6 protein-coding genes are annotated in these 7,263 nt (G+C 76.1%); 3 read left to right on the plus strand and 3 right to left on the minus strand.

Going from position 1 to position 7,263, the window contains the following annotated elements; genetic code table 11:
• A complete protein-coding gene (locus tag ACQZ2A_RS12005) occupies positions 1-1,470 on the minus strand; it encodes a PLP-dependent aminotransferase family protein (RefSeq protein ID WP_430211208.1) in 1,470 nt (489 codons plus the stop codon).
• 61 nt (positions 1,471-1,531) lie between these two features.
• Here ACQZ2A_RS12005 and ACQZ2A_RS12010 point away from each other — a divergent pair, with 61 nt between their 5' ends.
• Entirely contained in the window at positions 1,532-2,215 is a 684-nt protein-coding gene (locus ACQZ2A_RS12010) for a YczE/YyaS/YitT family protein (RefSeq protein WP_430211210.1), read from the plus strand.
• Here the strand turns inward: ACQZ2A_RS12010 and ACQZ2A_RS12015 are convergent.
• The gene (locus ACQZ2A_RS12015; protein WP_430211212.1) at positions 2,212-3,678 is read right to left on the minus strand and encodes an MFS transporter; all 1,467 of its coding nucleotides are present in this window, start codon (positions 3,676-3,678) and stop codon (positions 2,212-2,214) included. The genes ACQZ2A_RS12010 and ACQZ2A_RS12015 overlap by 4 nt on opposite strands.
• Before the next feature lie 242 nt (positions 3,679-3,920).
• Between ACQZ2A_RS12015 and ACQZ2A_RS12020 the strand changes: the two genes are divergently transcribed.
• The gene (locus tag ACQZ2A_RS12020; RefSeq protein ID WP_430211215.1) at positions 3,921-4,544 is read left to right on the plus strand and encodes a DJ-1/PfpI family protein; all 624 of its coding nucleotides are present in this window, start codon (positions 3,921-3,923) and stop codon (positions 4,542-4,544) included.
• The gene (locus ACQZ2A_RS12025) at positions 4,541-4,996 is read left to right on the plus strand and encodes a MarR family winged helix-turn-helix transcriptional regulator (protein ID WP_430211218.1); all 456 of its coding nucleotides are present in this window, start codon (positions 4,541-4,543) and stop codon (positions 4,994-4,996) included. Before ACQZ2A_RS12020 ends, ACQZ2A_RS12025 begins: the two co-directional genes overlap by 4 nt.
• A gap of 22 nt (positions 4,997-5,018) precedes the next feature.
• Here the strand turns inward: ACQZ2A_RS12025 and ACQZ2A_RS12030 are convergent, their stop codons facing one another.
• Positions 5,019-7,157 (minus strand): RecQ family ATP-dependent DNA helicase, encoded by a 2,139-nt coding sequence (locus ACQZ2A_RS12030; protein WP_430211220.1) that lies wholly within the window; start codon positions 7,155-7,157, stop codon positions 5,019-5,021.
• Positions 7,158-7,263: the final 106 nt, after the last annotated feature.

The raw sequence follows: 7,263 nt of genomic DNA on the forward strand, positions 1-7,263 counted from the left end.
TCAGGCCACGAGGGGTCGGCGCGGGCGCCGGGGAGCGGTCCGCCGGGCGCCGCCGGCCGGTCGCCCGGCCCGGACCTGCTCCGCGGCCCGGGCGAGCCGCCGCACCGCCTCGGTCATCGTCTCCGGCGCGAGCGGGTGCGGCAGGCGCAGCCAGCGGTCGAGGCCGCCCGCGACCGCGAACCGCGGCCCGGCGGCCACGAGCAGGCCCTCGTCCTCGGCGGCGGCGGTGAGCGCGGTGGAGGACAGCCCGTCCGGCAGCTCGCACCACAGGGACAGGCCGCCGCGCGGCACCCGGAACCGGACGTCGGGCAGGTGGGCGGTGAGCGCCTCGGCGAGCGCGGTGCGCGAGGCCCGCAGGCCGTCGCGGCGCTCGGGGGTGAGGCCGGGGGAGCGCTGCATGAGGTCGGCGAGCACCAGCTGCTCGAGGACCGGGGCGCCGAGGTCGCCCGACACGCGCGCCTCGACCAGGTCGCGCAGTCCGCCGCGCGGTGCCCGCACCCATCCGGTGCGCAGGCCGCCCCAGTGCGACTTCGACGCGCTGCCGATGCTCACCGCCTCGCGGGCGTGCGCCGCGAACGGCAGCGGTGCGGGCCCGCCCTCGAGGTCGATCTCGACGATGGACTCGTCGATGACGGGCACGGTGGACGTGGCCCGCAGCCGGTGGGCCAGGCGGGCCCGGACCTCGTCGGGCATGAGCGCGCCGGTGGGGTTCTGGAAGTCGGGGATGAGCACGGCGGCGCGCGCCGACGCCGCGGTGAGGGTGCGCTCGGCGGCCTCGACGTCCCAGCCGCCGGGGTCGACGACGAGCGGGCGCAGCCGGACGGCGGCGGCCCGCAGCGCGTCGACGGTGTTGGGGTAGGACGGGTCCTCGACGACGACCCGGTCGCCCGGGCGCAGCATCGCCCGTGCGACGACGCCGAGGCCCGCCACCGCGCCCGAGGTGACGATGACGTCGTCGGCCGAGGTCGGCAGGCCGCGGTCGCGGTAGCGCTGCGCGATGACCTCGCGCAGGTCCGGGACGCCGTGGGTGAGGTACCCGGCGCCGGACAGGTGGGCGGGCAGCCTCTGCACGGCGCGCTCGTAGGCCTCGACGACCCCGGCGGGTGCCCGGGTGGCGGCGCAGGTGAGGTCGATGACGCCCTCGGCCGGGTCGGCGGGGAAGAGCCCCGCCGGGCCCCGGCGCAGCGAGCCCGAGGGGAGGGTCGCCACCGACCCCGAGCCGCGCCGCGAGGTGAGGTAGCCGGCCTCGCGGAGCACGTCGTAGGCGCGGGTCACGGTGGTGCGGCTGACGCCGAGCGGGCCGGTGAGGTCCCGCTCGCTCGGCAGGCGGGTGCCGGCGGGGATGCGGCCGTCGGCGACCGCGAGCCGGAGGGCGTCGGCCAGGGCCCGATAGGCCGGGCGCCCGCCGTCGAGCCCGCCGACCAGGCGGGCGGTGCGGTGGGCGCTGACGGACGCGGTGGCCTCGCTCATGGTGGCCACTGTGGCACGATTGGCCCTCGAATCAAGTGCCAATTCGACCGACGATGGACCCATGACCCCACTCCAGCTCGTGCGCCGCGGCGCCGCCCGCCGGGTCGAGCTCGTCCCGATGACGCCGCTCGAGCAGCTGCGCGCCGGCCACCTGCCGCGCCGGCTCGCCCAGCTCCTCGTCGGGCTCGTGCTCTTCGGCATCTCGATGGCGCTGCTCCTGCGGGCACGGCTGGGTCTCGAGCCGTGGGGCGTCCTGCAGTACGGCCTGGTCCGGCACATCCCGATGTCCTACGGCCTGATGAGCATCGTCGTCTCGTTCGTCGTGCTGCTCCTGTGGATCCCGTTGCGGCAGTGGCCCGGTGTGGGCACGGTCGCGAACGCCGTGGTCATCGGCCTGGCCATCGACGCCACGCTGGCGGTCGTACCCGACGTGCAGGGCCTCGGCTGGCGGGTGCTCGTCATGCTGCTGGCCATCGTCGGCAACGGCATCGCGGGGGCCATGTACATCGGCAGCCAGCTGGGGCCCGGCCCGCGCGACGGGCTGATGACCGGACTGTCGCGCCGGACGGGTCGCTCGATCCGGTTGGTGCGCACCGGTCTCGAGGTCACCGTCGTCGTCCTCGGCTTCCTGCTCGGCGGCATCCTGGGCATCGGCACCGTGCTGTACGCGCTGCTCATCGGGCCGGTCGTCCAGGCCTTCCTCCCGCTGCTCACTGTGCGGGTGCAGCCGCCGGAGCGCTCCTAGCCCTCGGCCGCGATCCGCGCATCGGGCTCGGAGCGCCAGGACCACACGGCCGCCGCCCACGCCGCCGCGAGGAGGACGAGGGAGGCCCCGAGCGCCCAGCGCAGCGAGGTGCCGGGGTCGTCGGTGCGCGAGACGGCGACCTGGTAGGTCGTCATGAGCACCGCCGCGCCGATGGCGGCGCCGATGCGCTGGCCGGTCTGGAGGGCGCCGCCGGCCGCGCCGCCCATGCTCGGCGGGACGTCGGCCAGCGAGAGCGTGATGTTCGGCGAGACGACGGCGCCTCCTCCCAGCCCGGCGACGAGCAGCGGGACCGCGAGCAGCAGCCAGGCCCGTCCGCCGTCGGACGCGGCCGGGGCGAGCAGCGCGAGGGCGAGGAGCCCGGCCATCATCACCGAGAGGGCGATGACCGTGAGCGGCCGGCCGACCCGGCTGACGATGCGCCCGGCGAGCGGCGCCGCGACGGCGGACCCCACCGCGAACGGCGTGAGCAGCAGGCCGGCCCGCAGCGGCGTGAGCCCGAGCCCGTCCTGGAGGTAGACGCTCAGGACGAGGAAGACGCCGGTGAAGCCGGTGAAGTACAGGCTGCCGACGAGGATGCCGCTCGCGTACCCGGGGGTCGTGCGCAGCAGCGACAGGTCGAGCAGCGGGGAGCGCCCGGCCGCCACGACGCGCCGCTCGTGCCGGACGAAGGCGATGCCGAGCGGGACGACGAGCAGGAGGAGCAGCAGCGGCAGCCGCTGGCCGGTCTCGAGGCTGACGACGGGGTAGAGGAGGGCGAGCACGGTGCCGCCGAGGAGCAGCGCGCCGGGGGTGTCGAGGCCGGTGTCGCGGCGGGCGTCGGCATCGACCCGCCCGGGGACGAGCCGGGCGATGGCCACCAGCAGAACGGCGCCGATCGGGACGTTCACGAGGAAGATCCAGCGCCAACCGGTCTCCTCGCCGAACGCGGCGATGAGCAGCCCGCCCAGCACCGGGCCGATGGCCGAGGACACCGACACCGTGAACCCGAACAGCCCGAACGCGATCCCGCGCTCCGGACCGCTGAAGAGGGACTGGATGAGGCCGGAGCTCTGCGGCGTGAGCAGGCCCGCCGCCAGCCCCTGGACGAGCCGGGCCACGATGAGCACGGACACGTGGGGCGCGAAACCCGCTGCGGCGGAGGCCAGCACGAAACCGGTGAGCCCGATGAGCATCATCTTCCGGCGGCCGTGGGCATCGCCGAGCCGGCCGCCGCTCACGAGGACCAGCCCGAGGGCGAGCGCGTACCCGGAGACGACCCACTGGATGGTGCCGGCGCTCGTGTCGAGGCCGGTGCGCATCGAGGGGATCGCGACGTTCACGATCGTCACGTCGAGCAGGACCATGAAGCCGACGGTCAGGGTGACGCCGAGGATGCGCCAGCGGCGGGGGTCGGGCTCGTCGGCGCCGGTGGTCTCGGCGCGTTCCTCGGTCTCCTGGCTCACCCGCCCACGCTAGGTGCTCGACCCCGTCCGCGGGGCCGCGGGGTCGTGGGGTGACGTCCGCTGGTGAGGGATGTGCGCCGCCTTCGGGCCGGGGTCCCCGCACCCAGGCCGGGAGCCGCGACCCACACCCCGGAGGACAGGTCCATGTGCTCCGGGATCCGGGCCGGTTCCGCCGCCCACCGGACACCGGCGTTGGCCGACGGTAGTTGACAGTATTCTGTCGAGATGACAGGATGCTGCACATGGAGACCACGACCCGCATTGTCCACCTCGCCGTCCTCGACACCCTCGCCGACTGGGAGGTCGGGTACCTCGTCGCCCACCTGCGCCACCTCGGCGGGCCCGGCCCCGCCAACGACCTCGAGCTGCGAACCGTCGGCGTCTCCGCCGACCCCGTGCGGACCATGGGCGGGGTGACGATGCTCCCCGACACCACGCTCGCCGACCTCGACGTCTCGACCTCGGCGATGCTCGTCCTGCCGGGCGCGCACACGTGGGAGGACGAGCAGGTCGCCGCGCCCTTCGTCGAGGCGGCCCGTGCGCACCTGGCCGCGGGCCGGCCGGTCGCCGCGGTCTGCGGGGCGACCTTCGCCCTCGCCGCCGCCGGCCTGCTCGACGACGTCCGGCACACGAGCAACGACCCCGGCTACCTCGCCTCGAGCGGGTACGCGGGCGCGCAGCACTACGTCGACGCGCCGGCGGTCGTCGACGGCGACGTCGTCACCGCCACCGGCATCGCGCCGGTCCACTTCGCGATGGCCGTCTTCGAGCGGCTGGGCGCGCACCCGGAGGGGCGGATCGCGTCGTACGGCCGGCTGTACGCGGACCGCGAGCCCGCCGGCTTCTTCGAGCTCATGTCGGCGTGAGCGGCCCCGACGAGCGGCAGATCCTGCTGTCCGACACCGCTCTCGCCGTCTTCCGGCTCAACGGGCAGTTCCTCACCCTCGCCGAGGAGCTGGCCCGGCCCGCCGGGCTGACCGCGGCGTGGTGGCAGGTGCTGGGCGCGGTACTGCCGGACCCGCTGCCCGTCTCCGGGATCGCCCGCGAGATGGGCCTGACCCGGCAGAGCGTGCAGCGGGTCGCCGACCTGCTCGTCGCGCGCGGCTTCGCGACCTACCGCGACAACCCGGCGCACCGGCGGGCCAAGCTCGTCGCGGCCACCGACGCCGGCGTCGCGGCCATCCGGGCCATCGGTCCGCAGCACCGGGCCGCGGCGCGCCGGCTCGTCGAGGAGCTCGGCGAGCGGCGCGCGGCCGAGGTCCGCGCCGCCCTGGCCGACCTCGTCGCGGCGATGGACCGGCTCGGCGAGGGCCGCTGACCCGACCGGCTCAGGGCACGGCTCAGCCGTCGACGGCGAGAACGAGCGGCAGCACGCCGGGTGCCCCGGCCTGCCGCAGGGCCCGGCCGGCGACGGTGAGGCTCCAGCGCGAGGACACGACGTCGTCGACGAGGAGCACCGGGCCCGGGCACCCCTCGAGAGCGGCCGCGAGCTCCGGGCCCACGACGAGGCGGTCCCAGACCCCGGCCAGGCGGTAGGCGCTGTTGCCGCCCATCTCGCCGGTGGGCCCGTCGTGGGCGAGGTCGAGGGTGCCGAGGTGGCGCAGCCGCCCGATCTCGGCGAGCCCGGACGCCAGCGACGCGACGAGCTGCGGGTGGCGGCGCGAGGGCATCGCGACCACGCCGACCGGTCGCTGCGCCCAGCCCCACTCGGCGAGGACGGGCACGCAGGCGCGGAGGAGCTCGGGGGATGCGGGGGCATCCTCGCGGAGCAGCTCGCGCAGCCGCTGGCCCCAGCCGAGGTCGGAGAGCCGGGCCAGGGCGCGGCCGGGTTCGAGCTGCTCGTCGGCGGCGATGCGCCCCTTGACCGGCACGCCGAGGCGGTCCATCCCGGTGGGCCACTGGGCGCGCGGGTCGATCTCGACCCCCACGCGGGTCAGCCGCTCGCGGGCCGCCCCGATGACGGTGTCGGGGACGTCGGTGGGGTACCAGGGCCCGGCGCAGCCGTCGCAGCGCCCGCACGGCACCGCGGTGTCGTCGTCCAGCGTCTGCTGGAGGAAGGCCATCCGGCAGTCGTCGGTGCGCTCGTAGTCGACCATCAGCTGCTGCTCGGCACGACGGGCCGCGGCGACCCGCTCGTAGCGCTCGGCGTCGTAGTCCCACGGGGCGCCGGTGGAGGTCCATCCGCCGGAGACCCGCTGCACGGCGCCGTCGACGTCGAGGACCTTGAGCAGCAGCTCGAGGCGAGTGCGCCGGACGTCGACGATGGTCTCGAGAGCGGCGGTGGAGAGCGGGCGCCCGGCCTCGGCGAGGGCCCGCAGCACGGCGGCGGCCTGGTCCTCGCGCGGCATCGAGACGCTCGCGAAGTACTGCCAGATGTCCTTGTCCTCGGGCCCCGGCAGGAGGAGGACGTCGGCGCGGTCGGTGGCGCGACCGGCGCGGCCGACCTGCTGGTAGTAGGCGACCGGGCTGCTGGGGGCGCCGAGGTGGACGACGAAGCCGAGGTCGGGCTTGTCGAAACCCATGCCGAGGGCGGAGGTGGCCACGAGGGCCTTGACCTCGTTGGCGCGCAACGCCTCCTCGAGGCGCTCGCGGTCTGCGGGGTCGGTGCGGCCGGTGTAGGAGGCGACGGTGTGGCCGGCCTCGCGCAGGGCGGTGGCGACGTCCTCGGCGGCCGAGACGGTCAGCGCGTAGACGATGCCGGAGCCGGGCAGCTCGCCGAGGTGGGCCAGCAGCCAGCCGAGCCGCTGCTCGGGGGACATCGAGCGCAGGACCCCGAGCCGCAGCGAGTCACGGGCCAGGCCACCGCGCACGGTGAGCACCGGCCGCCCACCGGTGGCCAGCTGCTCCTCGACGTCGTGGACGACGCGGGCGTTGGCGGTGGCGGTGGTCGCGAGGACGGGGACGTCGGTGGGCAGGCCGTCGAGGAGGTCGCGGATGCGGCGGTAGTCGGGGCGGAAGTCGTGGCCCCAGTCGCTGACGCAGTGCGCCTCGTCGACCACCAGCAGGCCGCAGCGCCGGGCGAGGTCGGGGAGCTGCTCGTCGCGGAAGCGCGGGTTGTTGAGCCGCTCGGGGCTGACGAGCAGGACGTCGACGGCGTCCTCGGCGAGGGCCGTGCGGACCTCGTCCCAGTCCTGGGCGTTGGCGGAGTTCATCGTCACGGCGCGGATGCCGGCCCGCCCGGCGGCGGCGATCTGGTCGCGCATCAGGGCGAGCAGCGGGCTGATGATGACGGTCGGGCCGGCGCCCTCGGCCCGGCGCAGGGCGGTGGCGACGAAGTAGACGGCCGACTTGCCCCAGCCGGTGCGCTGGACGACGAGGACGCGGGAGCGCTCGGCGACCAGGGCCGAGACCGCCTCGAGCTGGCCGTCGCGGAAGTCGGCGTCCTCGCGCCCGACGAGCCGGCGCAGCGCGACGCGGGCGCGGTCGGTGAGCTCCGGCGTGGGGGGAGCGGGGGCGGGCGCCTGCGTCGGTGTCGTCATGGTCCGCCCACCGTACGCACCCGGGACGACATCCCGTCCGCGGCCGTCCACAGGCCCGTCGGGGGGGGGGGGGGGGGGGGGGGGGGGGGGGGGGGGGGGGGGGGGG

This window comes from Phycicoccus avicenniae, from assembly GCF_050496545.1.
Taxonomy (GTDB): domain Bacteria; phylum Actinomycetota; class Actinomycetes; order Actinomycetales; family Dermatophilaceae; genus Phycicoccus; species Phycicoccus avicenniae_A.

What these genes read in the sequence shown, in the direction of transcription:
- ACQZ2A_RS12030 (WP_430211220.1), bottom strand. Translation starts at nt 7,157, where the DNA reads ATGACGACACCGACGCAGGCGCCCGCCCCCGCTCCCCCCACGCCGGAG.
- ACQZ2A_RS12020 (WP_430211215.1), top strand. Translation starts at nt 3,921, where the DNA reads ATGGAGACCACGACCCGCATTGTCCACCTCGCCGTCCTCGACACCCTC.
- ACQZ2A_RS12005 (WP_430211208.1), bottom strand. Translation starts at nt 1,470, where the DNA reads ATGAGCGAGGCCACCGCGTCCGTCAGCGCCCACCGCACCGCCCGCCTG.
- ACQZ2A_RS12010 (WP_430211210.1), top strand. Translation starts at nt 1,532, where the DNA reads ATGACCCCACTCCAGCTCGTGCGCCGCGGCGCCGCCCGCCGGGTCGAG.